General features: G+C 69.6%; 24 protein-coding genes and 3 pseudogenes. 15 read left to right on the forward strand and 12 right to left on the reverse strand.

Annotation, left to right across the window (positions count from 1 at the left end):
• Positions 1 to 114 precede the first annotated feature (114 nt).
• The 7 genes from KVT45_RS21385 to KVT45_RS21415 all read left to right on the forward strand — a co-directional run bounded on the left by KVT45_RS21385 (position 115) and on the right by KVT45_RS21415 (position 6,698).
• Positions 115 to 1,182 (forward strand): zinc-dependent alcohol dehydrogenase family protein, encoded by a 1,068-nt coding sequence (locus tag KVT45_RS21385; RefSeq protein WP_217550149.1) that lies wholly within the window; start codon positions 115 to 117, stop codon positions 1,180 to 1,182.
• A gap of 23 nt (positions 1,183 to 1,205) precedes the next feature.
• Positions 1,206 to 1,880, forward strand: a complete 675-nt coding sequence (locus KVT45_RS21390; RefSeq protein WP_217549785.1) for a pyridoxamine 5'-phosphate oxidase family protein — start codon at positions 1,206 to 1,208, stop codon at positions 1,878 to 1,880.
• A 68-nt stretch (positions 1,881 to 1,948) separates the two neighbouring features.
• Positions 1,949 to 2,389 carry a pyridoxamine 5'-phosphate oxidase family protein gene (locus tag KVT45_RS21395; RefSeq protein WP_217549787.1) on the forward strand — a complete coding sequence of 147 codons (441 nt, stop codon included), beginning with the start codon at positions 1,949 to 1,951 and terminating at the stop codon, positions 2,387 to 2,389.
• 119 nt (positions 2,390 to 2,508) lie between these two features.
• On the forward strand, positions 2,509 to 3,369 hold the full coding sequence (locus KVT45_RS21400) for a universal stress protein (protein ID WP_217549789.1): 861 nt from the start codon (positions 2,509 to 2,511) through the stop codon (positions 3,367 to 3,369).
• 536 nt (positions 3,370 to 3,905) lie between these two features.
• On the forward strand, positions 3,906 to 5,642 hold the full coding sequence (locus tag KVT45_RS21405) for a GAF domain-containing protein (RefSeq protein ID WP_217549791.1): 1,737 nt from the start codon (positions 3,906 to 3,908) through the stop codon (positions 5,640 to 5,642).
• Between the two features lie 132 nt (positions 5,643 to 5,774).
• Complete coding sequence (locus KVT45_RS21410) at positions 5,775 to 5,981, forward strand: CBS domain-containing protein (protein WP_217549793.1); 207 nt, start codon at positions 5,775 to 5,777, stop codon at positions 5,979 to 5,981.
• A 516-nt stretch (positions 5,982 to 6,497) separates the two neighbouring features.
• Positions 6,498 to 6,698, forward strand: a complete 201-nt coding sequence (locus KVT45_RS21415; RefSeq protein ID WP_217549795.1) for an Hsp20 family protein — start codon at positions 6,498 to 6,500, stop codon at positions 6,696 to 6,698.
• Between the two features lie 128 nt (positions 6,699 to 6,826).
• On the opposite strand, the gene KVT45_RS21420 is transcribed toward KVT45_RS21415, so the two are convergent.
• Complete coding sequence (locus KVT45_RS21420) at positions 6,827 to 7,489, reverse strand: CBS domain-containing protein (protein WP_217549798.1); 663 nt, start codon at positions 7,487 to 7,489, stop codon at positions 6,827 to 6,829.
• A 1,238-nt stretch (positions 7,490 to 8,727) separates the two neighbouring features.
• Positions 8,728 to 9,441 (reverse strand): CBS domain-containing protein, encoded by a 714-nt coding sequence (locus KVT45_RS21425; protein WP_217549800.1) that lies wholly within the window; start codon positions 9,439 to 9,441, stop codon positions 8,728 to 8,730.
• Between the two features lie 232 nt (positions 9,442 to 9,673).
• On the opposite strand from KVT45_RS21425, the gene KVT45_RS21430 reads away from it, so the two are divergent.
• From KVT45_RS21430 to KVT45_RS21445, 4 genes and pseudogenes are all read left to right on the forward strand, one after another.
• Positions 9,674 to 10,546 (forward strand): universal stress protein, encoded by an 873-nt coding sequence (locus tag KVT45_RS21430; protein WP_217549801.1) that lies wholly within the window; start codon positions 9,674 to 9,676, stop codon positions 10,544 to 10,546.
• Between the two features lie 179 nt (positions 10,547 to 10,725).
• Positions 10,726 to 11,172 (forward strand): annotated as a pseudogene (locus tag KVT45_RS21435) (glycoside hydrolase family 65 protein); the annotation flags it as partial.
• Between the two features lie 489 nt (positions 11,173 to 11,661).
• Positions 11,662 to 11,964: pseudogene (locus KVT45_RS21440) on the forward strand (hypothetical protein); the annotation flags it as partial.
• Between the two features lie 201 nt (positions 11,965 to 12,165).
• Complete coding sequence (locus KVT45_RS21445) at positions 12,166 to 13,356, forward strand: IS110 family transposase (RefSeq protein WP_217549804.1); 1,191 nt, start codon at positions 12,166 to 12,168, stop codon at positions 13,354 to 13,356.
• 378 nt (positions 13,357 to 13,734) lie between these two features.
• Here KVT45_RS21445 and KVT45_RS21450 read toward each other — a convergent pair whose 3' ends face one another.
• The 5 genes from KVT45_RS21450 to KVT45_RS21470 form a co-directional block, all read right to left on the reverse strand.
• On the reverse strand, positions 13,735 to 14,283 hold the full coding sequence (locus tag KVT45_RS21450; protein WP_217549806.1) for a hypothetical protein: 549 nt from the start codon (positions 14,281 to 14,283) through the stop codon (positions 13,735 to 13,737).
• Entirely contained in the window at positions 14,274 to 15,113 is an 840-nt protein-coding gene (locus KVT45_RS21455) for a hypothetical protein (RefSeq protein ID WP_217549807.1), read from the reverse strand. Before KVT45_RS21455 ends, KVT45_RS21450 begins: the two co-directional genes overlap by 10 nt.
• Positions 15,114 to 15,715: 602 nt before the next feature.
• Positions 15,716 to 16,033 (reverse strand): hypothetical protein, encoded by a 318-nt coding sequence (locus KVT45_RS21460; RefSeq protein ID WP_217549810.1) that lies wholly within the window; start codon positions 16,031 to 16,033, stop codon positions 15,716 to 15,718.
• 59 nt (positions 16,034 to 16,092) lie between these two features.
• Positions 16,093 to 16,575 (reverse strand): jacalin-like lectin, encoded by a 483-nt coding sequence (locus tag KVT45_RS21465; RefSeq protein WP_217549812.1) that lies wholly within the window; start codon positions 16,573 to 16,575, stop codon positions 16,093 to 16,095.
• A gap of 359 nt (positions 16,576 to 16,934) precedes the next feature.
• Positions 16,935 to 17,147: a hypothetical protein gene (locus KVT45_RS21470; RefSeq protein WP_217549814.1), complete on the reverse strand. Its 213-nt coding sequence runs from the start codon at positions 17,145 to 17,147 to the stop codon at positions 16,935 to 16,937.
• Positions 17,148 to 17,182: 35 nt separating this feature from the next.
• Here KVT45_RS21470 and KVT45_RS56425 point away from each other — a divergent pair, with 35 nt between their 5' ends.
• From KVT45_RS56425 to KVT45_RS56435, 4 genes and pseudogenes are all read left to right on the forward strand, one after another.
• Complete coding sequence (locus KVT45_RS56425) at positions 17,183 to 17,368, forward strand: hypothetical protein (protein ID WP_254647210.1); 186 nt, start codon at positions 17,183 to 17,185, stop codon at positions 17,366 to 17,368.
• Between the two features lie 11 nt (positions 17,369 to 17,379).
• Positions 17,380 to 17,436 (forward strand): annotated as a pseudogene (locus KVT45_RS56430) (hypothetical protein); the annotation flags it as partial.
• Positions 17,437 to 17,460: 24 nt separating this feature from the next.
• A complete protein-coding gene (locus tag KVT45_RS21475; protein ID WP_254647211.1) occupies positions 17,461 to 18,198 on the forward strand; it encodes a hypothetical protein in 738 nt (245 codons plus the stop codon).
• 662 nt (positions 18,199 to 18,860) lie between these two features.
• A complete protein-coding gene (locus KVT45_RS56435; RefSeq protein ID WP_254647139.1) occupies positions 18,861 to 19,118 on the forward strand; it encodes a hypothetical protein in 258 nt (85 codons plus the stop codon).
• Between the two features lie 390 nt (positions 19,119 to 19,508).
• On the opposite strand, the gene KVT45_RS21485 is transcribed toward KVT45_RS56435, so the two are convergent.
• The 5 genes from KVT45_RS21485 to KVT45_RS21505 form a co-directional block, all read right to left on the reverse strand.
• The gene (locus tag KVT45_RS21485) at positions 19,509 to 19,652 is read right to left on the reverse strand and encodes a hypothetical protein (RefSeq protein WP_217549818.1); all 144 of its coding nucleotides are present in this window, start codon (positions 19,650 to 19,652) and stop codon (positions 19,509 to 19,511) included.
• The gene (locus tag KVT45_RS21490; RefSeq protein WP_217549820.1) at positions 19,649 to 20,482 is read right to left on the reverse strand and encodes a hypothetical protein; all 834 of its coding nucleotides are present in this window, start codon (positions 20,480 to 20,482) and stop codon (positions 19,649 to 19,651) included. The genes KVT45_RS21485 and KVT45_RS21490 overlap by 4 nt, the downstream gene beginning before the upstream one ends.
• A gap of 262 nt (positions 20,483 to 20,744) precedes the next feature.
• Positions 20,745 to 21,437, reverse strand: a complete 693-nt coding sequence (locus tag KVT45_RS21495; RefSeq protein ID WP_217549822.1) for a DUF305 domain-containing protein — start codon at positions 21,435 to 21,437, stop codon at positions 20,745 to 20,747.
• Positions 21,434 to 22,090 (reverse strand): DUF3105 domain-containing protein, encoded by a 657-nt coding sequence (locus tag KVT45_RS21500; protein ID WP_217549823.1) that lies wholly within the window; start codon positions 22,088 to 22,090, stop codon positions 21,434 to 21,436. Before KVT45_RS21500 ends, KVT45_RS21495 begins: the two co-directional genes overlap by 4 nt.
• A gap of 111 nt (positions 22,091 to 22,201) precedes the next feature.
• Positions 22,202 to 22,630 carry a hypothetical protein gene (locus KVT45_RS21505; RefSeq protein ID WP_217549825.1) on the reverse strand — a complete coding sequence of 143 codons (429 nt, stop codon included), beginning with the start codon at positions 22,628 to 22,630 and terminating at the stop codon, positions 22,202 to 22,204.
• Between the last annotated feature and the right edge of the window lie 9 nt (positions 22,631 to 22,639).

A 22,639-nucleotide genomic window follows, 5' to 3' on the forward strand; every position in this document is an offset into this window, starting at 1 on the left:
GACAAGCTGGATTTGCGGGGCGATACCGGCGATGTTCAGGCGCCCGGCCGGCACCCGCCGCCGACGTCCGCCGACCCCGTGCCCCGCAGCGGACCAAGGACGGTGAGCGACCCCATGAAGGCCTTCGTCTTCCACGGCCCCGGGCAGTCCGCCTGGGAAGAGGTCCCCGATCCCGCCATCAAGGAGCCCACCGACGCCGTCATACGGGTGGACGCCGTCACGATCTGCGGGACGGACCTGCACATCCTCAAGGGCGACGTCCCGGAGGTGCAGCCGGGCACGATCCTCGGTCACGAGGCCGTCGGCGAGATCGTCGAGGTCGGCAGTGACGTACGGACCGTACGGCCCGGAGACCGTGTTCTGGTCTCCTGCATCAGCTCCTGCGGGCGGTGCTCGTACTGTCGGGAGGCCATGTACGGCCAGTGCCGGGGCGGCGGGGGCTGGATCCTCGGTCATCTGGTCGACGGCACCCAGGCCGAGTACGTCCGCGTCCCCTTCGCGGACCTGTCCGTCCACGCGCTGCCCGGCACCGTCGACAGCAAGGACGCCGTCCTCCTCGCGGACATCTTCCCGACCGCCTACGAGGTGGGCGTCCTCAACGGCCGGGTGCGCCCCGGCGACACCGTCGCCGTCGTCGGCGCGGGACCGATCGGTCTCGCGGCGATCACCACGGCGCGGCTGTTCGCTCCGGAGCGGATCGTCATCGTGGACCTGGCTCCCGCCCGGCTGGAGGCGGCCAAGCGCCTCGGCGCGGACGCCGTCGCAGACGCGCGGGAAGCCCCGGAACAGCTGGTCGCCGACCTCACCGACGGGTTGGGTGCGGATGTCGTCATGGAGGCCGTGGGCGTGCCGGAGGCCTTCGAGCTGTGCACCCGCATGGTGCGGCCCGGCGGACGCGTCGCCAACATCGGCGTGCACGGCAGGCCGGCCACGCTGCACCTCGAAGAGCTGTGGATCAAGAACGTGACCATCACCACGGGCCTGGTGGACACCCACTCCACCCCCACCCTGCTGCGGATGGCAGCCGCCGGTCGGCTGCCCACCGCTCAGCTGGTCACCCACACCTTCCCGCTGGACCAGATGGCGGAGGCGTACGACGTCTTCGCCCGGGCCGCCGACACCGGCGCGCTCAAGGTCGTGCTCGGCGGGGAGCAGCACGAGGTCGCCGTCCGCGGGGCCTGACCGACGAGAGGACGTGACCCGTCATGGCCGGACAGGTACGGCCGAACACGGCGGAAGGACCGCCGCTGGGAGACCTGGGGCGCCGCCTGGCGGCCCGCCGCAAGGAACTCGGCCTCACCCGCGAGGAGACGGCCGAACGGGCCGGTATCGCGGCCGGCTATCTGCGGTACGTGGAGGAACACCCCGAGGCCGCGCCGGGCACGGGCGCCCTGCTCAGGCTCGCGAACGTGCTGCGCACCACTGTGCCGCACCTCACCGGAGGCGGCCTCGAAGCCCCGCCCGGCCCGGGACGGGCGGGCCGCGATCCCAGGTTCACGGAACTGGACCCGGCCGAATGCAGGGCGCTGCTCGGCGGCCACGGCGTGGGACGGCTCGGCGTCGACACCACCTCGGGCCCGGTCATCGTGCCGGTCAACTACACAGTCGCCGACGGCGAGATCGTCTTCAGGACCGTCACCGGTACGACACCGTCCCTCGCCCCTGGCTGTCGGGTGGCCTTCGAGGTCGACCGCATCGACGACGCCTTCAGCGAGGGCTGGAGCGTGCTGGTGTGCGGACCGGCGAGCACCGTGACCGAGCCGGAGGAGGTAGGGCGGCTTACGGAGCTGGCCCGCAGTACGCCGTGGGCGGGTGGCGGGCGTGACCTGTGGGTGCGTATCGAGCCCCGGTCCGTCACCGGGCGTCGCATCACAGTCTGATCCCGGCCGTGCCGCGCGCCGCAACGGCCACACACCAATGCAGGACGAAGCGAGAGACGAGACGGCCGATGTATGCCAACGACGGATTCCGTGAACTCGACCGGCGGGAGTGCCTGCGGCTGCTCGCCGGGGTGCCGGTCGGCCGGGTCGTCCACACCCGGGACGCGTTGCCCGCAGTGCTGCCCGTCAACTTCGCCCTGGACCGTGACGGAGCGGTGGTGCTGCGCACGTCCGAGGCCTCGGAGCTGGTGCGGGCCATCGACGGTGCCGTCGTCGCCTTCGAGGCCGACGAGGTCGACGCCGTCGCGCACGCCGGCTGGAGCGTCGTCGTGACCGGCCGCGCGACCGTGGTCGGCGACCCCGGCGAACACGAACGGCTCGTCCGTGTTGGCCCCCGGTCCTGGGTGCCGTCCCGCCGGGAGGTCATCGTGCGCATCGAGCCGGAGCTGGTCACCGGACGCGAACTGACCGCCGGACGAACCATGTACGGCCTGGACCGTGTCTCCTGAAACTCCCTCACCGACGCCACCAGGGACCGATGGGCCCACCGCGAGGACCTACGGTCCCTCCCGCCACGAGCCGCGCGTGATCAGAGTGGGAGCACACCCGTGCAACAGGAGGTCTCCTCATGACCCGTGTCGTCGCCGTGGGCCTGGACGGCTCACCCGAAAGCCTCGCAGCAGCCGACTGGGCCGCGCGTGAGTCCCTGATGTCAGACCTTCCCCTGCGCCTGGTGCACGTGGGCGACCAACAGCCGCACGCGTACGTGCCGTTCGCGGGCGAACCGGTGCCTCCGGCGGGAGCCGACCGCTCAGCGGCGCTGCTGCGGGAGACCGTCGTCCGGCTGCACCACCGGCATCCCGGGCTGCGAGCCGATACGGACCAGCTCCCGGGACAGCCGGTGGCGGCGTTGGCCGGCGCCGCGCAGGACGCGGAGCTCTTGGTTCTCGGCTCCCGAGGCCTGGGCGCGGCCGCGGGCTTCCTGCTCGGCTCCGTGGCATCGGCGGTGATCGCCCGTGCCGAGCAACCGGTCGTCCTTGTCCGTGCCGGAACCGGCGCCGAGGACGAGCACCTGTCCGATGCTTCCGGGACGCCTTCCCAGGCGACCCCGTACCGAGACGTCGTGGTGGGGCTGGATCTCAGCGGTGCCGACGACACCGTCCTCGGCTTCGCGTTCGCCGCGGCATCCCGGCGCGCGGCGGGGCTGCGCGTGGTGCACGGCCGGAGCGGCCCGGAGCTCCAGGACGAACCGGCCGCGGTACCAGCACGCCTTCTCCCGTGGAAGGCCAAGTTCCCGGGTGTCGAGGTGACCGAGGAGTCGGTGATAGGCGACGCCGGCTCGCACTTGGCGGACGCCTCACGAGAGGCCTCGCTGGTGGTCGTCGGCCGCAGGGTCCGCCGGCCCGCGCTCGGCGCGCACATCGGCCCGGTCACCGCCGCGGTACTACGCCGTGCGGCCACACCGGTCGCGGTCGTACCGCACGACTGACCGGTGGCGTGGAGCCCTCGGGCTGCCGGTTCGGCTGCGGCGCTCTTTTGTCGATTCGGCGAAGGCGGTGGTACGAGCGGAGCGACTCCCCAGGGGGATCGGTGCCGCTCCTGAAGCCAGTCTCTTCTTGGCCATGGCCAAGAATGGGTATCGATGGTCATCTGTCCGGGTCGGTCGGCCGTGTCCGCACGGTGCGTGATCTCCTCCACCTGTACGGCAGCGACGGAGCCGGACACCAGTGGCCGGATGCGGCCGACCACGGTTGCCGGACATGGTGCGCCGTGGCCCGGAAGACGGTCATCGTGCCGTCGGCGGGCGGGAGTGCGAGCCGCATATCGGCGGCGTCGATCTTGGGTCGGAGGCAGCCGTAAGTCTCTCGGCCCGCAGGCGCTGCTGTCTCCTGGGCAGGGCGGAACGGCCCAGCCGGAGGCGCAGACGACTTGACCCAATCCGGGTGTCCACGCCGGTCTCGCGCATTACGGTGGCACTGGACCGGACCTGCCGGTGTACGAGTCGACGGGGTCGGGAGGGGTGCGGTGGAGAGCCACGAGGTGGCCCGGGTGCGGTTGCCGCAGCTCAGGCTGGACGAGCTGCTGGAGGAGTTGCAGGCCCGGCTGGACGCCGCGCGCGGCACCCGGGACCGTGTGCACAGCCTGTTGGAGGCGGTGCTCTCGGTCGGCCGGGAACTGGACCTGGAGCAGGCTCTGCGCAGCATCGTGGAGGCGGCGGCGGTGCTGGTCGATGCCGAGTACGGGGCTCTCGGGGTGATCGGACCCGACGGCAGGCGGCTGTCGGCCTTCCACACGGTCGGCGTCGCCGAGGAGGAGATCGCCCGGATCGGTCCCTTCCCGGAGGGCCACGGCATCCTGGGCGAGCTGATCCGCCACCCCGAGCCGCTGCGCCTGACCAAGCTGTCGGAGCATCCGGCCTCGTACGGCTTTCCGCCGAACCACCCGCCGATGAACACCTTCCTGGGTGTCCCGATCAGGGTCCGTGAGCAGGTCTTCGGCAACCTCTACCTCACCGAGAAGCGGGGCGGTGGCCAGTTCGACGAGGAGGACGTGTCGGTGACGTCGACGCTGGCCGTGGCGGCCGGTGTGGCGATCGACAACGCCCGCCTGTACGAGGAGTCGCGGCTGCGTGAGCGGTGGCTGCGGGCGAGCGCGGAGATCACGAACAGCCTGATGTCCGGCAGCGCGAGCACCGAGGCCCTCGGGTTGATCGCGGAGCAGGCCAGGGAGATCACCGGCTCGGCGCTGGCCGCCGTCGCGATCCCGATGGCGGACACCGACTTGCTCACCGTGGAGATCGCCGTCGGCATGGACGCGGACGCTCACCGCGGGCTGGTGCTCCCCCTGGACAAGACGCTCATGGGCCTGGCGTTCTCCCAGAGCGCCGCGGTGACCAGCGCAGACGTGGGCCACGACAACCGGGTCTCGCCCGAACCCCCGCGCTTCAGCGGGCTGGGCCCCGCCGTGGCCAGCCCTATCGGCACTCGCGAGGCCGGTGTGCGTGGTGTGGTGCTGTTGGCTCGTGAGGTGGGGCAGCCGCTGTTCACGGCGAAGGAGACCGAGCCGCTGCAGGTCTTCGCGGCTCAGGCCGCCATCGCGATGGAGCTGGCGGAGCGGCGGCGGGATGCCGAGGAGATCGCGGTGCTGAAGGACCGCGACCGGATCGCCCGGGATCTGCACGACCTGGCGATCCAGCGGTTGTTCGCCACCGGGATGACGCTGCAGAGCGCGGGGCGTTTCATCGAGCACTCGGAGGCGTCGGAGCGGGTGCTGCGTGCTGTGGACGACCTGGATGAGACCATCAAGATCATCAGGTCGACCATTTTCGGGCTGCGGACCCGGGAGGGTGTCGCCGGTGCCGGGCTGCGGGCGCGTGCCGTGCGGGTGGCCGGTGAGGCGGCCCCGGCGCTCGGGTTCGCGCCGAGTGTGCGCTTGGAGGGGCTGATCGACACCGACGTGCCCAAGGAGATCGCCGATCACGCGGTCGCTGTTCTTTCCGAGGCGCTGACCAACATTGCCCGGCATGCCCGAGCCGACCGGACGGAGATCGTCCTGGCGACCGACGGCCGGGAACTGGTCCTCACTGTCAGGGACAACGGCGTCGGTATCCCGCCCGACGGCCGCCGCAGCGGGCTGCGCAACATGGCGGAGCGGGCGGCGGAACTCGGCGGCAGCCTGGAGTGGACCTGCCCCGAAGGCCCCGGCGGCCCCGAGGGCGGGGGTACGACGCTGGTGTGGCGGGTGCCGGTGGCGAAGCCGTAGCGGCAGGGCGTGTCGCATACCGGCTCGGGGAAGCCCGGCACCGAGAAGAGGGCTGTTCGGCCCGTGCCCTCCGAGAGCGAGCGGCCGATTCTGCGGGTGTCGGGCCACGGCAGCCGAACCCTGGAGGCCGCCGTGACCGGCACTGCGGACGTCGTGAGCGACGTGATGACCCACACCGTCCTCGCCCTGCGCCACGGCGCGGCCTTCAAGGACATCGTGAAGGCCATGCAACGCTGGCAGGTGAGCGCGGCCCCCGTCCTCGACGACGACGGCCGCGTCGTCGGTGTCGTCTCGGAGGCCGACCTGCTGCGCAAGGAACAGGCCCGCGCCCCGTTCTGACCCGGACTTCGATCTTCCCGACACGGAGCGCGTCCCGGCCGACCGTTCTGGCGCCGGCGGCGCAATCCGCTGCGGCGTCACCGTGATGTGGTCGAAGCCTGGCGCGTGCTCGCCGTCTGGACCGAGGCCCGCCTCGGCGGCCTGTGCGCCGGATGGGCGGCCGGGGCAGCTATGACCACACGATCGCAGACCCCCTCCGGGGGAGGCTCGCCCATCATGGCCGGTTACGACGCGGGCAAGGCGTGGGTCACGGTGCACTGGACCGCCGCGGACTGCTCCGTCCACACCGGCCGGCTCCAGGTACGGGCGGATCACGGTGAACGGGTGGTCGGTGCACCGACGAGCCGAATGGGGCGCGGAGTGGCAACAGACCGGGACCCGGTGACGGAACTTCAGCGGGGGCAGGGGATGACGTCAGGTGAGGGCCGACCGGATCCAGGACAGGGTCGGTCGGCCCACGGCTGTTCCAACGCCCTTGCGGGAGGCTGGAGATGAGAATCCGAAAGGAGGAAGCGCATGAGCGGCATGATCGAGCGGCTGCGCGGCTGGCCGGTGCTGCCCGAGGACACCTTCGCCCGGTCCGTCCGGCTGCCCGCCGGAGCGAGGGGCGACGAGGCGGCCGCGGCGTACAAGGACGGCGTGCTGACCGTCACGGTCCCCGTCCCGGTCCCGGAGGAGAAGACGGGAACCAGGACCATTCCGGTGCGGACCGGCTGAGCCTCGGGGGGAGGACGCCGATCCCACATCAGGTGTGCGCGGCCGGTGACCACCGGCCGCGCACACCGCCGTTTCCGGCCCGTCGTCGGGCGCGGCTCCGTGGTGCTGCCGCGTGCCCGGACCCGTCATCACGGGTTGCTCCGTGCGGACGCCGGGACAAGGCAGCAGCGGACGTCGACCACGCCCTCGACGGCACGGGCCAGCCGTTGGGCCACCCCGGCCACGCCATCGTCCTCCACCCACCCGGTGAGGGTGACCACGCCTTCGGTGACCTCGACCTGGATGTGGTCGGCGGAGAGCGGGAAGAGGCGGTCCACGACCTCGTGCCGTACCTCCGCGGCGAGTTCCTCGTCGCTGCGGAGGAAGACCTTGAGCAGGTCGGAGCGGCTGACGACGCCTTCGAGTATCCCCTCGTCGTTGACGACGGGCAGTCGCTTGACCTTGCGCTGGGCCATGATGCGCGCCGCTTGGGCGAGCGTGGCGTTCGGATGTACCGTCACGGCGGGCGTGCTCATCAGCTCCTCGGCGGTCACCGCGCCGGCCTTCGCCAGGTCGTCGAGGCGCTGCCGCTGGACGAACCGGTCCGGGTCGCTGTCCCGGAACTCCTCCTTCGGGAGCAGGTCGGCTTCGGAGACGACACCGATCACCCGGCCCTCGCCCTCCAGCACGGGCAGGGCGCTGACCTTCCGCTCCTCCATCAGGGTGACGACGTCCTTGAACGGGGCGTCGCGGCCGATCGCGGCGACGGTGCGGGTCATCACATCGCTCACGGTGTGCGGTTTGCCGGGCATGGTCTCCTCCTCGGAAGGACGGGCGGGGCCGAGGGGTCCCTGATCCCAGGGTGTGTGCGGGCGGAGCCGGCCGCCACGGGCCGCCCGGACCCGGCAAGGGGTCGTTCGGCCTCATGCAAGGGTCTTCCTCGTGAAAGGCCGCTCAGCCCCACCGGAGGTGGCTCTTCGGCCCATGGCACGGCCTGGGCACCCACGCGCGCCGGAGACACGTACTCCGCCGCGTCCACACGCCGCGGCACGACAGTGCGGGAAGGACGCCACCCGCTTCCCGCTTCCAGGAAGCCCGTCGAGCTGAGCAGGTCGGGCGGCTTCGCGGTCATCGTCTCGGCGTCCGGTGCGGCGCTCGACAGCCGTGTCCTGCCCATCTGCGCCGACGGCTGCCCGATCCGCGCAACGCGGTCGTGGTGGTCGGGCTCGCGGCACAGGACACACGGGCCCGTGACCTCGTGGACGGCGCGAAGGTCCTCAGAACGTTCGGTGAGTACGTCCCGGTCCGGGCCGCCGTCGCCGGCGCCACGCAGATCATCGACTGGCTGCCCGGTCCTCGCGCCGCAGGCGACCAACCTGGTCCACGGCGAACCGGATGCGGCGGCCGCGCTCCGGGGAGCGGGTGCTGGTCAGGTGACGGACCGCTCTCGGCCTCCGCGCCTCAGCAGGGCAGCGGCCGACCAAACGGTGTCCGCAGATCAGGAGGCTCCGGCTCACGCGGAGCCCTGGGGCGCTTGGCCTCCTGCATCCGCTGCATGATCGTCGCCTCCTCGGCGGGGACGCGGTACGCCGTCCGTGATGGCGCCGCGTAGGCGTAAGCCACTTCCCCGGACGCTCGCCCGTCCATGAGGCAATCGGCTCCGCTGCGGGACCAGTCCGGTCCTTCGCGCGGGCCGGGCGCCCCCAGGGCCGTACGGCCCCCTGCGGCAAGGACGGTCCGGGCCGTGGTCCGGACCGTCCGGCTCATGCCTCCCGACGGGCGTTGGAGTTGGCTGTGAGTGACGGGAACGACCCCGATCAGGGAGGGCGATGACAGTGGGCACGAGCCTCACACCGGAGTTCTGGGAGCATTTCTCCGTCCTGTTGGTGCTGGCGCTGGCGATGACGGCGATCCTCGCCGCGGTGTTCACCACGGCGTTCGAAGCGCTCATCGCCCGGCTGCGTGACCGTCGGCGGCACGGACCGGCGGCCCCGCGAGAACCGCACCGGCAGGCGCCGTCCGACCACCGGACCCGTGTTCGTTCCCACCGTCAGAGCCGGCGGAGCCAGCCGTCGGCCACCCCGTGGAGCTTCTGCTCGGTCGGCCGCAGGTGCTTGTCGTCGATCCGGTAGGAGAGGTGGTCGACGACTTCCACCACACCGTCCAGCCGACGTGTCATGCCGACCGCGACGGGTATCTCGCTGCGCCGTTCCAGCTGCCCGGTGAGGGTGACCACACCGTTGTGCGCTGTGACCTCGATGGTGTGCGGGGCCAGCCAGAGCGTGTTGCCGAGGACCTCCTGCCGGACCTCCCGGACGATCTCGTCGTCGGAACGCAGGAAGACCTTGAGCAGGTCGCCGCGGGTGACAATGCCGACCAGCTGGTCCTGCTCGTCCACCACGGGCAGGCGTTCGACACGGTGCCCGGCCATCAGCCGGGCCGTCTCGGTGACCGTGGCATCGGAGCGGATGGTGACGGCGGGCGTCGACATGACACCGCCTGCGGTGCTCGCATGGCTCTTGACGGCCTCGCGCCGGGTGCCGTGGCCCATCAGATGCCTGTGGTCGTGCTCGGGATCGCGGGCCTGGTGCAGCATGAGGTCGGTCTCGGAGACCACACCGAGCACCCTGCCGTCCTCGTCGACCACGGGAAGGCCGCTGATGCGGTGCTCCTCCAGGAGCCGCACCAACTCCTTGAACGGTGTGCCGTACCCGGCCGTGACGACGTCGCCGACCATGACGGCGCCGACCTTCGTGGGCTTCATGTCCGAGCCTCCTTCAGGGCCATGACCCGTGCGGTGACGGGTCGTATCGAGAGCCCGCCCTTCCGGCCGGCCCGGCCCCCAGCCTCCGGCGCGCGGTTCCACGCCGACAGGGGCTGACCGGGTACACGAACCGGGCTGAGTGGCCCCTCCTGCCCGTTGCCGCAACGTGGCACGGTGAAATCGGAGCCCCCTGCTGCACGACGTGGCAGTCCGGCGAAAGGCGGTGGGGACGATGACCCTTCCCCTGGTCGTAGGTGTCGACGGATCGGACGGAAGCCTGCTCGCGGTCGACTGGGCGGTGGACGAGGCCGCCCGCCACGACATTCCGCTACGCCTGGTGTACGCCTCCCTTTGGGAGCGCTACGAGGCCGGAGTGCCGTCGGACAGCGGGGAGCGCCCCTCGGAACGGGTGCTGGCCGAACACATCGTCGCCTCCGCGGCAGAGCGCGCCGCACTGCGCAGCCCGGATGTGAAGGTCACCGCCGATGTCCTCCTCGACGACGCGGTGCGCGCCCTCCTGAGCGCGGGCGAGGGAGCACATGCCCTGGTGACCGGGTCGCGGGGCAGGGGCGAGCTGACTGGGCTGCTCCTCGGGTCGGTCGGTTTGGCGGTGGCGGCCCGAGCGCACTGCCCGGTGATCGTGGTGCGGGGCGACAAGGCGGGCCTGGCCGGCGGTCACGAACGGATCCTGCTGGGTGCGGGGGAGCCCGTCTCCGGCGCCGAGGCCGCGCGGTTCGCCTTCCGTGAGGCCGAGGTCCGCAACTGCGTTCTGGACGTGGTCCGGGCCTGGCGTTGCCCCGCCCACGAGGTCGGCAACCAGGTGGTGCTCGCAGAGGTCGCCCGCCAGCAGGAGGACAAGGCGTCGGCGCTGCTCGATACGCTGCTCGGCGAAGCCCGGTCCGCTCATCCGAAGGTCAGGGTCCGCAGTGTGACGGCCGAGGGGCCGGCGCACCGGATCCTCGTGGACCGTTCCGCCGCCGCCGACCTGGTTGTCGTAGGAGCGAGGCGTCGGCACGGACACGTCGGTCTTCAACTCGGCCGGGTGGCCCACACGCTGCTCCACCATGCGGAATGTCCGGTGGCGGTCGTGCCGCAGACGGAGTGATCCTTGCATTCGTCCACAGGCGCTGTCGCGGGCGAACCGCTCAGTCGATTCCCGCAGCGGAGGGGAGCGCCGCATGGCCGTTCGGCCTCATACGCGATTGCTCCAGTACCGCGGGGTACGGCCCTGATCGAGCGGCCCGCCCACCCTCCACGTCGGCGACTTGCGTGGAGGGAGCCGAAGTGAGCGGCTGGACGTGGGAGTACGACGGATACCTGCGCGCCGACGAGCGGCTGCGGGAGTCGCTGTGCACGACGGGCAACGGCTACTTCGCCATCCGCGGCGCCCTGCCCGAGTGCACCGCCGACGACGTGCACTACCCCGGGACCTACGCGGCCGGTTGCTACAACCGAATCGCCTCGGACGTGGCGGGACACCGGGTCGAGAACGAGGACATGGTCAACCTGCCGAACTGGCTGCCGCTCCGGTTCCGGCTGCCTGGAGGCGACCGGTTCACGTCGGACACCTCGACGGTGCTCCACCACCGCCAGGTCCTGCACCTCGCCACCGGCCTCCTGGAGCGCCGGACCCGCTTCGCACTCAGCGACGGCGCAGTGCTGTGCGTCCGTCAGCAACGCCTCGTGCACATGGCCGATCCCCACCTGGCCGCCCTGGACACGGTGTGGTCGGGCTGCCGTCACCGCCACCGCTTGTCCCTCTTCGAGCGGCCCGTCCGGGTCGGTCAAGAGCTCGCGAAAGCTGGGCGTTCATCGAGGGTGTGGCAGGCGACGGGGTCTACGTGAACATGAAGTGCCGCATCCAGCCGGAGGCGAAGAAGCTCGGGGCCACCGTCAGGACGCAGGGGCCCTCGCAGTTCGCCCCGACCCAGCAGATGCCCACCGCCCGAGGCCGCCCGGACAGTCACCACCGAGTTCCAGAAGGACCTAGACATCCTCGGTGTCTCCGCCACCCATTCCGTCCGTGACGGGCGCGCTGCGCGTGGGCCGTTCCGGCGGTCCGGGCCAGTCTGCGTCCCATCCACTGCACAGATGTTCTCACCTGCCCCCTTCTGTCCCCTCACGTCCTGCCAGTGATCTTTGTGCGATGTACGCGGGATGCGACGCTCCGTGGGGCAACCCTTCACCTGATCGATGGCTCGCACGGAAACAGCCGTGCTCGCCGACGTGCGCTGCTGGGCCGATAAGGGATACCAGGGTGCCGGCGGCACCGTGCGCGCCCCCTACCGCACCCGCTGGGAGAACATCTCCGCCAGTCGGCAAGCCGTCAACGTCTCCCACACCGGGATCCGCACGGTCGGCGAGCAGGCCATGGTCACCCCGAAGTCCTGGCGCCTCCTGCGCAAGCCCCGCTGCAGCACCACCCGCACCACCGACCCGGTCAAGGCCGTCCTCGCCCTGCATCTGGCGACGTCAAACCGAGGTTGGAAAAGGCTCCCTACGTTGTTCTGCGGGACGTGGTGAGCCCCTCGTATGGTTCACCCACCCAGGGGTGCCGGGTGTGGTTCAAAAGGCTCTGCCGCCTGTGGCTTCCACTGATTGGCCGCCCGGTACCCCACGACGACTCGGCTGCCAATTAGGAATTGCGAATGATCGCTGAGTAGGGAATCGACAGCGAGGTCGTCGGTCGGGAGGCACCAGCAGCACACCGCACGGAGGCACCACATGGCCATGATCTGGGCCGGCATCGATGCAGGAAAGACCCACCACCACTGCGTCGCCATCGATGAGAGAGGCGAGAGGCTGCTGTCGCGCCGCGTCGCCAACGACGAACCCGAGCTCCTCGAACTCCTCGCTCATGTCTCGGCCTTGGACGAGACGGTGACCTGGGGCATCGACCTGGCCGACGGCGGTGCCGCTCTGGCCATCACGCTCCTGCTCAACCACGACCAGCCGGTGCACTACATCTCTGGCCGGGCCATCCACCGCGCCTCGGAGAGCTACCGTGGCGAGGGCAAGACCGACGCCAAGGACGCCGCCGTCATCGCCGACCAAGTCCGCATCCGCCGCGACCTGCACCCCTTACGCATCAGCGACGAAACCGTCACCGACCTCAAGATCCTTACCGGCCGGCGCACAGACCTGGTCGCCGACCGCACCCGCACCGTCAACCGGCTCCGCGCCCAGCTCACCGGGATTTTCCCTGGTCTGGAGCGGGCACTGGACCTGACCAACACCGGTCCGCTCGTGCTGCTGACCGGCTACCAGACCCCAGCCGCCATTCGCCGGATTGGCGTCAAACGGCTGGAAACCTGGCTGCGCAATCGCAGGGTCCTTCGCCCTGACCGGCTCGCCGAGACAGCCGTCGAAACTGCTGGCCGCCAGCACACCAGCCTGCCCGGAGAGAAACTCACCGCCCAGCTCGTGCACACCCTGGCGGCGGAGGTGATGGCCCTCAACCAGCAGATCACCGACGTGGACAAGGCGATCGAAGCCCGGTTTCGCGGGCATCAGGACTTCGAAGTGATCACCAGCCTGCCCGGCCTGGGTGTCATCCTCGGTGCCGAGTTCCTGGCCGCGACCGGCGGCGACATGAGCCTCTTCGGCACCGCAGACCGCCTTGCCAGCTTCGGCGGCGTCGCACCTGTTCCCCGCGACTCCGGCCAGATCAGCGGCAACCTTCGCCGGCCACGCCGCTACAACCGCCGGCTCCAACGCGTCTTCTCCATCTCCGCATTGTTCAGCATCCGTCACTGCGAGGACTCCCGCCGGTTTTACGAACGCAAGCGCGCCGAAGGCAAGCGTCACATCCAGGCCGTCCTGGCCCTGGCCCGCCGCCGCGTCAACGTCCTCTGGGCTCTTCTACGAGACGGACGGCCCTATGAGGCCGTACCACCCACTGCCCAGGAGGCTTGACAGACCGCATTAGGAATCAGTGGCTCCCATTCGGCCCACAGCGGTCGCAAGCCTGTGCGGGGCCGAGTCTCGATGGCCGGGAGCGGTCGCCCTCCGTTGGGGGCCCTACACCGGCCTGCTGAAGGGCAGGGACGGCGTAGCCATGCCCTACGAGGCACACGACCGGTGCAGGCGAAGCGTGAGGCGGTGCGCTTCGAGGCTGCGGAGAGGTTCGGGCAGGGGTGCGGCCGTTGGAGGCGGCCCGCCGGTTACGGGTGTCGCGGAAGTCGGCGCCCTATGTGCTGGCCCGGGCGTGCGCCTGGCATTGATGCCGCAAGGGGCATTCGAGCGCGCGTGGGCACGTTGGTGGCAGTGGACGCGATGCCGTCCGGGGGTCCCTCAGATGATTTTGATGGTCGTGGATGGCGAGGTCCGGCCGTCGATGGAGAATTCCACGCTGGTGGAGTCCGAGGGGGCGCCATCAGCGGCGCTTACGCAGACCCACATGACCGCCTGTGATTCGGCGGTGGGGATTGCGAGGTCGACGTCGGAGAAGGTCAGGCACTGGCCGTCGTCGGAAATGCTTCCCATGTAGACGGTGGTTTTCCCGTGCGCGCCCCAGACGGTCAGTTGGTGATCGGGGTTGCCCGGCACACCGAACCGCATGCCGGCGCGGGCCGGAAGAAGTGCGGTGACCGTTTGCCGCGGGATGGCTTGCGATCCGCTGTTCCGTACCTCCACACCCGGATACACGGGCCGTCCTCCCCGCTCCGCGGTCACTGTGGCGCCACCCGGCGACACAGAGAAGGCCGAGGTAACGACGATCGTTGTGGAGGGAGAGGTCTTTCCTCCGATGGTGAAGGTCAGACTGGTGGTACCGAGCGGGGTGGCGTGGCCGGCGCTCACGGCGACCCACATCACCGTCGTCCCGGGCAGCTTCAAGTCCACTCCGAGAAGACCAGCGACGTCCCGTCCCCAGACAAGATTCCGCGGTACTGCCTGGTTTTCTGGCCGGTGTTCTGGACGGTCAGCCGGTAGTCGGCGAGTGTCTGCGTACCGAAGAGCAGATTGTGGCCGGCGGGAAGGGCCACCGTCACCGACACCGCTTCGAACGCCACGCCGGCTTCGACCCGCACTCCCGGGTACCCGACCCCTCCGCCTTGCCTCAGCTTCACGTCAGGTGGCCCGCCGGGCGTCACCGTGAACTCCGCCCACTGCAAGACCACTTGACCGTTACGGCCTGCGTCGCCGACAGGAGACTCGTACAGGGGATCGTCCTTGCCGCCTGCCCGGGTGTCATTACCAGCCAGGGTGCGTCCCCCGGTGACGCCAGGACCGTTCACAAAGCTGCTGCCACCACCCCCGCCACTGGCAAAGTAGCCGGACGAGTTCCCGAAGCCCATCCCTCCACCGCCACCCGCATAGCCGGCGCCTCCACCTGCGGGGCTGCCGTAGTTGGCGCCCCAGCCGCCCCCCATACCCGGGATCGGCACCTGGCCCCCAACGGAACCGTTCACGTTGGGGCCGCCGTTCTGGCCGGTGCTGCCGCCACGCCCCCCGTAATAACTGTCAGCCGACACACCACCACCGCCAGTCGAACCCGATGCTCCATGCGCCGGCGTCCCTGTCCACTCGCCCCGCGAGTAGGTCCGTGCGTCGCAACCGCTGATGCCGCCGCCCGCACCACCACGTGCACCACCGGCATTCATGAGGCCCGCTCCGCCCCCTGCGGCGATCAGAAGCGTCTGCCCCAGACGCTGACTGAACAGTCCGCTCATTCCGCCCCCACCGTTCGGGCCTCCTCCCAGGTCGACAACGACCCGCAGGGTCTCGCCCGGCACGACGGAGATGTCCCCGGTGGCGAAACCACCCCCGCCCCCAGTCCCGCCCCCAATGCCGCTTCCGCCCCCACCCCCACCCCAGCAGCGGGTGTTGATCGTGGTGACCCCAGGGGAGCAGTGAAGTTCTCCACGCTGCCCGAATAGTTGAAGCGCCGGATATGGGTGCAGGGAACAAGGGGCGAGCTTGCGGTCCGCGCGACGGCCGTACGGGGCTCGATTGCGCTGGCGGCTATGGGGGCAGGAGCAAGGGTTTCCTGAGTCACGGCGTACCGTCCTTTCGTTACGGTTCGAAAGAATTAGTCGTGGTTTGCCTGTGCTCGGACCCGGCGCTGTCTCTAGTCGCTGGTCATGCCCTACGAGCGCGTCCAAGAAGGGAAAGGTCATGAGGTGCGGGGAAAAGGCATGATGCCGGCGGGCCTGGCCGAGCACCCACAACACGTCGTGTCCTTTGGTGCGCACGAAACATCATGCTCGACGCTTTGGCCGTGGCCTCGGAGGCTTTGGTCCTGAGATCCGCAGGGAATCGGAAGCCCAGACGGTCACCCTTCTGTGACCTCGATGGGAGTGGAAGCCGACTCGACGCCACCCATCTTGAATGTCAGCTGCGTGGTTCCCGCCAGAGCGGTCTGATTGGCCTTCACCGCGACCCACACTGCAGACTCCAAATTGTCCGGAGAGAGGGCCAGATCGATGTTCCGGAAGGTAAGGGACTCCCCATCACTCGACAGCTCGCCGTCGTAGGATCGTGTGTTCTTCGACCCGGAATACACAGTCAACTGGTAGTTGCGCCCACGTTCAGGAACGAACTCCAGACCCTTTCCCGAAGGGAGATTTACGACGATGCTCTGCGGGGACACCGGCGGTTTTCCTCGGACCCGTATCCCGGGGTATCCGGTTGCGCCACGCCGTGTCAGCTTCACATCCGGCGGCCCTGCCGGAGATGGCGAACCGGAGTGATCTCTTGCCGGTCTGTGGTGTACACCCCGAGAGAATCCAGCACGCTCGCCGATCGTCCGATGAATCCGCCAATTGCCTGCCCTTTCGGGGCGATCTTGAATTCGTGCTGCTTGCCCGGCCACAAACTCTTCCCATACGGGCCGAACCGGCGACCACGATTGGTGGTGAAATGAAGCTGAGTGACCCAACTGCTGTGGGTGCCTGCGACTTCTGTAAGGAATTCGCCATCATCCAGACTGAAGGAATCTATTGCACCTCCGGGCCCTCCGTGCCATTCCCCTTCCCGTGTGCTCCCGTCGGTCGTGAGCCATGTGCACCGAATACTGCCAACGATGTCGGCGTGTCTGACGACCACCGAAGTCAGGGCTGCAACTTCCGTGAGGTCGTCTTTGAACTCCGCACCCCCCGCGCCACCGAACAGTTGACTCCTCGTGTAAGCCATGGCCAGCCTTTCATCCTCGGACCCCATCTACGGCAACGGGCAGCTCCAACTTGTCGCACTGTCGTTCCTTTCCAGGGTTTGCTGCGCAGTCGCTTCGGCGCCATCCACGGTGGACCGAATATGTGACTTGCTGTTGATCCTCAGGACTGCGGCCGATCGTGATGTACACGGAGCCGGGTTACGAGATCACCCTCCGGTAGTTCTGCGTGTAACTGATCGATGACCGCTACCAGCCTGATGCAGGTCGTGCACTGCAAAGAGACAAGCGCGGCGACGACCGCTGGATACGACGACCGGGTGGAGGTCGTGTTCGAGGTGCCGAGCGCGCCGATGGTTTCGATTTCAGCAGCGCGGGCACCTCACCCTGCTTTGCCCGTCAGGGTTGCCATGGCGCTGGTGACGGTAGCGGTCAGGGCGAGAGTTGCTGCGAAGGTGATGGCGGCACGGCTGAAGGCAGCAGGGTATGTGGCATGGCCGCGCCGTGCGAGGTATCCCGCGGCTGTCGCAGCCAGGATGGCAATCAGCGTGACCAGGACACAGGCGAGCAGAATGATGGCGGCGTGGTCAGACATGGCGTCGGTCCTCAGTGTCAGCACAGCGGTTGCAGATGACGCCGAATCTCGCCGATCGCCTGTTCACCGTCGTTCAGGCGTCGATGATGAACAAGGACGAACAGCTCGACGGGAGGAAGGGCGAGAGAGGGGACGCGTGGGAGCAGATCATGTCCGGGATCCAGCGGCACTGGCCGAGCTGCGGGCCCGGCTGCGAGCCGGGCGCCTCGCGCGGGGTCTGAACCAGACCGAACTGGCCCGCGCTGCGCATCTGGGGCGTACCACAGTCAGCCAGGCGCTCAGCGCAACCGCACCTGCGCCCACCGCCGATACGGTGGGCGCGCTGGCACGTGCCCTGCGCTTGGACGCCTTGGTCCTGCTGGAGCTGCTGGACGCCGCGACCGGGCAGGCAGCCATGGCGGAGGGAAATGTACCGGGACGCTTGATCGCGCAGTGGGATGCGCACGATCTGGAAATCCATCCTGCTGCCGACGTCCCCGCGCCGGGCGCTGACCGACCCGGCGGCCAGAGCGGGCGGGGTCGGTCGGCCGCACTGCCCAGTTACGTACGCCGCCCACACGATGAGGAACTGGCACGCGTGGTCGCTACGGCCGAAGCGGGGCACAGCGCAATGGCGGTGCTGGTCGGCTCGTCGTCGACAGGCAAGACCCGGGCATGCTGGGAGGCCGTGCAGCTGCTGGCGGCATCGGGGTGGCGCCTGTGGCATCCCTTCGATCCCACACACGCCGAGTCGGCCCTGGCCGAACTGGTACGGGTGACACCGCATACGGTGGTGTGGCTGAACGAGACACAGCACTATCTTGCCGCCGACGGCGGGATAGGCGAACGGATTGCCGCAGCCGTACACAGCCTGCTGACCGACCCAGCCCGCGCGCCGGTCCTGGTGCTGGGCACCCTGTGGCCGCACTACGCCCACAGGTACACCGCCCCCCACCTTGGTGGGGGAAACGACCCGTACCCGAGGGTCCGCGAAGAACAGCCCAGTCGCCCGGCGGTTCGACAGGCATGTCGACGAAGACGAGGGCACTATCGCCTTGTACCGGCTCGCTGAGGAGAGGTGGGAAGCCAATGACCTCAACGGCGCCGGACAACTGCTCCAGCAGGCTGTCGACGCGGGCAGTACCGACGCTCTGACCCGACTTGCCGTGCTACGGGCATGGGCCCATGATCCCGAGGCCGCGATGGAGCTCATGCGACGGGCTGCCGACGCAGGCGACACCGAAGCTGTAGCCGAAATCATGCCGGTGCTTACCTACTCGATGCGAGAGGACGCCAGTACGGGCACACGCCCCGTTCTGTGGCCGCATGGCCTCGATCCCGATGGCAGCCCATCCGCCCCCTGGTAACCCCCACTCTTCCTCCCCACCCCGCGATTCCTTGCGCCGAACGTCACGGTGGACCAGAGGGATGGCAGCGTCGCGACCGCCGTAGACACGGGGACGATGACCCAGCGTCGAGCTGCCAGGGCGCCAGCGGCGACCGGCGGGACCGCCGTCGTTCAGGTCGCCGGGACCAGGTCGTGGCACTGCTTGCAGCACACGCGGCTGCCGACAGGCTCTCGTCCAGCGTCATCTCAGCATCCGAAGTGGAACCGTCGACGGGGATGCGGGTGTACCGGCCGACCAGCCCGGTCACAGTCGACAGCGTCGGCGGTGCCGGCTGACCGGCCTGTCGAGGAGAGGCTCCAGGCGGGACCTGCGACCGTGCTCGCCCGTGACCGGTTGGCCTTGCCGCAGGGAGACGCTCCCGGTAGCCCGGCCCCGGCGGCTGGCCGGGCACACGGGGCCGGGAGCGGCAGCGGCCATCAACTGCCGGCGGATGCCCAAGGCCCGGCAGACAGTGCTGGACCTGGCCCGGCGACTGGCCGACCCGGCGTTCCTCGCCCCGACCGCCGCACTGGCCGTCGTGACCGCCGCCCTCTCGGTCGGCGTGGGCGTCCGGTGGTGGGGTCGTAGAGGCGTAGTCCCATGAGGGTGGCGCCGGTGACCGGCTTGCTGGAATCCGCGAGCACGGTGTCGAGGAAGAGCGTATCGCCGTCGCCTGGGCCGGGAACGAGTACGTCGGCGGCAGGATACCCCCGCGTCGGCGGGGGTGATCCGCCAGCCGCTAGCCCATGACTGGGGCGTTCTGAGTGCTTCCCGCCGACGCGGGGGTGATCCGACGGGCCAGGTCCCGTCCGGGTGTTCCGCCAGCCTTCGCCCCATTCCCTGGCCGGCCAGCACGTAGCCGCGCGCCACGGCGTGCAGCACCTGCCACGGCGTCAGGTCAATGGACCGGCCGTGCTCGGCCAGCGCGACCGGCCGCAGCTGCCCTGGCCCCGCGCGAGCGGGCGGGATCAGGGTCAGCGTCGCCTGAGCCCGGTCAGCCGGTGAGCCAGGTCTGCGCGGCGTTGTCCGTCGTGCAGTGGTGTGTCTTCGCGTACGTCATGGTTCCGTTGTCGTATGGGCGGTCGGTGGCGTCCGCACGGCCGGTCTTCCGGGCCGTGGGCGGGGCTGTGCCGTTCACAGGCACTGCGAGACGACGTGCAGGACGACGCCCGGATAGTTGGTGGATGCCGAGGCGTACCACCCCGAGGGGTTCGGAGCTGTGTTCCGGACCACCTCCGTGTAGACGAGAGTGCTGTTCAGGACCGGCGGATCCAGGTAAGCGCCACCCGACAACGGCACATGACCGGAGGGACAGTTGCCGTAGCCTCCGCCTGAGCCGTTGACGGAGTACGGCGTGGACACCAGCGTGGGAGCCGGCAGGGGCGCGCACTGCGTCGTGACGATCATTGTGTCGACACCGCTTCTTGCGAAGGTGGCGAACGACCAGCCGGTCTGGTCCGCCGTTGGTGCGTCGGCCTGCATGTTGAAGCCCGCGGGTGTCGGAGAGCCCGAACTGTCCACGAAGTAGCCGCCGCCGCCGAACGCGTACGACCCCGTGGGGCAGGTGACGGTCTGGCTGAACAGGACGTAGTCACCGATGTTCCCGGTGTGGGCCTGGAACGTCACCGAACGTGAGGTGCTCCCGGCCAGTTGCGCCGCAGGGACGCAGTCGGCAACGAGTGGCAGGTAAAGGTAGTTGGGATTGTTCAAGGTGCCGACCGCGAAGGCGCCACTGGCGTTCGGCGTCAGGCCGACGCTCGCGAGCGCCGCGTTGCCCGCTCCCGCGGAGACGGCCTTCATGCCCGCCGGGCAGCTGACCGAACCCGCCACCTGGTCGTACGCCTGACCGGCGAGATTGCCCCATCGTTGGGTGAAGTTCACCGGCGCGAATGCGGCCGCCGACGTGGCGAACAGTAACCCGGCTGCGAAGAGTGTCGCGACGAGGGCCAGAATTCTTCGTGATCTCAAGTCATGTCCCCTTCCGATGCGGACGCCGACCCGTGCCCGGCCTGCCGCTGACCGGCAGCGGAGGTCACGTAACGGCGCGGGATCGGCGCTGCCTGCGCATGAACTACGGTGGGATTCGCCGGCACCGCGGTCGAGCGTTGTTCCGATGGATGGACCGCTGCCATGCTCAGGCGGGACTGGCGGCGACAGGAGGAGCGTGCCGCTCAGCCGGATACTGGTTCACACAGCCCCGGATCCGCCTGAGTTGCCGGGCCCCCGGCCGTCACCGGGGTGCCGAGCCGCGCTGCCGCAGTAGGTCGGTCATCAGATGCATCTCCGACCGCTGCGCCTCGACCATCCCCTGCGCGAGCCTCTTCTCCTGGGGGACCGTGCACTGCTGGGCGCAGGCGCGAGCCATGTCGATGCCGCCCATGTGGTGGGTGTACATCAGCTGGAGGTAGAGGATCTCCGCCTGTCTGCCCTTGAGCTTGCCGAGCTGACCCAGTTCCGTGTTGGTGGCCATGCCGGGCATCAAGGAGCCGTCCTTGATCTGGTGGCCCATGTGGCCGCCCTGCATCCAGGTCATGTAGCCGTCGGGTGAGGTCACGGGCAGGTTCCACAGGTCGAGCCAGCCGAGCAGCATGCCGCGCTGGTTGGCCTGGGTCTGGGCGATGTCGTAGGCGAGGCGGCGGACGTCCTCGTCGGGGGTGCGGTCGCGGACTATGTAGGCCATCTCGACGGCCTGTTGGTGGTGGACGGCCATGTCTCGGGCGAAGCCGGCGTCGGCGGAGTCGGCCGTGGGGACGGTGGCCGACTCCTTGTCGTTGTTGCTGGTGGCGGCGAGCAACGACAGGGCCAGGACGATGGTGACCACGGCCGCCGCGCCGATCATCAGCCAGCGGCCGATGCCGGGGCGGTGGCTCTGGGTGTCGGTGGGGTCGGTGGCGTCCGGCGTGGTGAGGGTTGTGTCGGTCATGACGCGGTGAGCCCGTTCGTGCAGGCGGCGCCGGGTTCGGGGGTCTGCGGGCCCTGGACGTACTTGGTGAGGAACTGCTCGACCCTCGGGTCGGAGGCCGTCTTCACGCTGAGCTGGTGTGCCCAGGCGGTCAGCGTGATAGCTCCGGACTGGGTCTTGTCCGGGCTCATCAGCGTGTAGGGGGTCTTGGAGACCTTGGCGGCGAGGGCCTTTACGTCGGCGGCGGTGGCCTTGTCGTTGTACGTGACCCAGACCGCGCCGTGTTCGAGGGAGTGGACGGCGTTCTCGTTCGGGAGGGCCTTGGTGTAGACGTTGCCGTTGCAGGTCATCCACACCGGGGCGTGGTCGCCGCCGACGGGCGGTTCCTCGGGGTAGTCGACCTTGGTCTGGACGTGGTTGCGGGTGAGCTTCTTGGCGTCCCAGACCTTTTCGCCGGATATCGGCTTTGCGGCTTCGGCGGCCTTCTGTTCGTTCTTCTGGTTGGCGTTGTTGACGGCGTAGGTGCCCCAGCCGACCAGTCCGGCGACGATGACGGTGCTGAGGGCGATGGTGATGATGCGGTTGCGGCGTTCGCGAGCTCTTTCGACGCGGCGCATCGCCTCGATGCGGGCCTTGCGGTCGGCTGCGGCCTGCTTCTTGCTGGTCTTGGACATGACTGGGTGTTCCTCGTCCCCGCCGGACCGTGTCGTCGGGCGGCGGTGGGTGCAGGGGTGGATGAACGGACGCTGTGCGCCGCGCGCGTGAGCGCACGGAATGGCGTCCGTCTACGTCCGCTGCACCTGGAGGAAGTGAAGGTCGGGAGCGCCGCGCGTGGGTGTGAGGCCGAGGGAACAGGCGAGGGCGGCCGGGCCGGGGAGACTGGGGATGCGGGGCAGGACCGCCGGCGCGGGCTGGGTCGTGGTGGGGAGCACCGCCCGGACACCGTGCGCGTCCTGAGCGCAGCAGACGTCACCGGCAGGGCAGTTGCCCGGGTGCGTCACCTTCACCACGCGGTGCTCGGTCGGATGGGTCGGTGTCGTCCCGGCGGTCGGCATAGCGGTCATGGGCGCGGTTGCCAGGTCAGCGGCGGCATGTGCTGCGGGGCCCAGGCACATCACCAGCGCTGTGAGCAGCATGACCAGGGCGTGGCACAGCGCCGCGGACCGCGTGGTCCGCCACGCGCCGCGACGCCCGTGCTGTGTCCGGCTGCTCATCACGGCGAT

It is taken from the genome of Streptomyces sp. GbtcB6 (genome assembly GCF_019091475.1).
GTDB lineage: Bacteria > Actinomycetota > Actinomycetes > Streptomycetales > Streptomycetaceae > Streptomyces > Streptomyces hyaluromycini.

Coding starts and splice junctions, on each gene's coding strand:
- KVT45_RS21455 (WP_217549807.1), bottom strand. CDS start 15,113: ATGAGCGGACTGTTCAGTCAGCGTCTGGGGCAGACGCTTCTGATCGCC.
- KVT45_RS21420 (WP_217549798.1), bottom strand. CDS start 7,489: ATGCCCGGCAAACCGCACACCGTGAGCGATGTGATGACCCGCACCGTC.
- KVT45_RS21390 (WP_217549785.1), top strand. CDS start 1,206: ATGGCCGGACAGGTACGGCCGAACACGGCGGAAGGACCGCCGCTGGGA.
- KVT45_RS21500 (WP_217549823.1), bottom strand. CDS start 22,090: ATGTCCAAGACCAGCAAGAAGCAGGCCGCAGCCGACCGCAAGGCCCGC.
- KVT45_RS21385 (WP_217550149.1), top strand. CDS start 115: ATGAAGGCCTTCGTCTTCCACGGCCCCGGGCAGTCCGCCTGGGAAGAG.
- KVT45_RS21495 (WP_217549822.1), bottom strand. CDS start 21,437: ATGACCGACACAACCCTCACCACGCCGGACGCCACCGACCCCACCGAC.
- KVT45_RS21400 (WP_217549789.1), top strand. CDS start 2,509: ATGACCCGTGTCGTCGCCGTGGGCCTGGACGGCTCACCCGAAAGCCTC.
- KVT45_RS56425 (WP_254647210.1), top strand. CDS start 17,183: ATGACGCCGAATCTCGCCGATCGCCTGTTCACCGTCGTTCAGGCGTCG.
- KVT45_RS21465 (WP_217549812.1), bottom strand. CDS start 16,575: ATGGCTTACACGAGGAGTCAACTGTTCGGTGGCGCGGGGGGTGCGGAG.
- KVT45_RS21430 (WP_217549801.1), top strand. CDS start 9,674: ATGACCCTTCCCCTGGTCGTAGGTGTCGACGGATCGGACGGAAGCCTG.
- KVT45_RS21425 (WP_217549800.1), bottom strand. CDS start 9,441: ATGAAGCCCACGAAGGTCGGCGCCGTCATGGTCGGCGACGTCGTCACG.
- KVT45_RS21445 (WP_217549804.1), top strand. CDS start 12,166: ATGGCCATGATCTGGGCCGGCATCGATGCAGGAAAGACCCACCACCAC.
- KVT45_RS21470 (WP_217549814.1), bottom strand. CDS start 17,147: ATGTCTGACCACGCCGCCATCATTCTGCTCGCCTGTGTCCTGGTCACG.
- KVT45_RS21505 (WP_217549825.1), bottom strand. CDS start 22,630: ATGAGCAGCCGGACACAGCACGGGCGTCGCGGCGCGTGGCGGACCACG.
- KVT45_RS21415 (WP_217549795.1), top strand. CDS start 6,498: ATGAGCGGCATGATCGAGCGGCTGCGCGGCTGGCCGGTGCTGCCCGAG.
- KVT45_RS21395 (WP_217549787.1), top strand. CDS start 1,949: ATGTATGCCAACGACGGATTCCGTGAACTCGACCGGCGGGAGTGCCTG.